This is a genomic window from Synechococcus sp. R55.7 (assembly GCF_047461955.1).
Lineage (GTDB): Bacteria > Cyanobacteriota > Cyanobacteriia > Thermostichales > Thermostichaceae > Thermostichus.
This window is the reverse complement of the sequence record NZ_JANSIC010000363.1, coordinates 1-1,194: the sequence shown is the minus strand read 5'-3', so window position 1 is coordinate 1,194 and position 1,194 is coordinate 1. Positions and strand designations below refer to the sequence as shown.

Sequence of the window (1,194 nt, the reverse complement as noted above, 5' to 3'; positions counted from 1 at the left end):
TGCCGGTAGAAGATCGGCCTGCTCAGTTGGGGGATGTGGTGGTGATCGATTTTGAGGCCCGCGATGCAGAAGGCAATCCCCTCGACGAGATGACCACCCAGGACTTCCAGCTGGAACTCAAGGAAGACAACTTCATCCCCGGTTTTGTGGCGGGCATCGTGGGCATGCAGCTCGACGAAACCAAGGAGATCGCAGCCACCTTCCCCGACGACTACTTCAGAAAAGAGTTGGCCGGGAAAACGGTTACCTTCACTGTCTGCCTGAGGGAGATCAAGGCCAAAGAGCTGCCCGAATTGGATGATGCCTTTGTGCAAGAGATCAGCAGCTTTCAAACGGTGGCCGAACTGCGGGAGCACTTGCAAAAGCGCCTCGAACAGGATGCCCTGAGACAATCCGAGGAGAACCTGGAAACCGCCATCCTCAACGCCATCTTGGAGACTACTGAGGTGGATTTGCCGGAAACCCTCATCGAACAAGAAACGACACAACTGCTGGCCCAGAGTCTCCAGGCCCTGCGGCAGGAAGGCATCAAGCCGGGGGAGCTCCGTAAGTTCTTGTCCGAGTTGCCTCCCGAAACCCTTAACCAGTTGAAAGAGCGCCACCGACCCGAAGCCATCGACCGGCTGCGGCGCACCTTGGCCCTGAGCGCCATCGTTCGGCAAGAGCAAATTGCCGTAGGTTCCACGGAGTTGGACGTGGAGGTGGAAGAGGTGATGGCGGCCTATGCCCAGCAAGGCCAAAAGCTGGATCGGGAACGAGTACGCCAAGCCGTCTATGAAGGCTTGCTGACCGACAAGGTGATGGCTTGGCTGAAGTCTCAGACCACGGTCAACTGGGTCGATAGCGAGGGGAATCCAACCCAGGCGCCCACTTCTTTGGCAGGCTCGGAGGAGAAGGTTGAAGTGCCAGAGGCCGAGTTTGAGGCCGATGAGCCAGAAGCAGAGGTATCTGGGATCCCTGAGGCAATTGAATCCTCATCAGAGACGGCTACGGGGGCGGAAACGGATGGAGAAGCTGCAGCTGCGGAAGCCGAGCCAGCTACAGAAAAGGCTGTAGAAGCATCCCCTGCTGAAACCGTCTCAGCCTCTGCGGCAGAGGCAACGCTCCCAGTTGAGGAGAAAGCGGCAGAGACCGCTACAGAGATCCCGGCAGCAGAAAAGCCCAAGCCGAGCAAAAAGGACAAAAAAGGCAAGT

The 1,194-nt window shown here is 57.7% G+C and carries 1 protein-coding gene; it reads left to right on the top strand.

Annotation, left to right across the window (positions count from 1 at the left end):
- On the top strand, nucleotides 1–1,194 hold a 1,194-nt coding region (gene tig / locus NW820_RS12500; RefSeq protein ID WP_414407657.1), incomplete at both ends, for a trigger factor.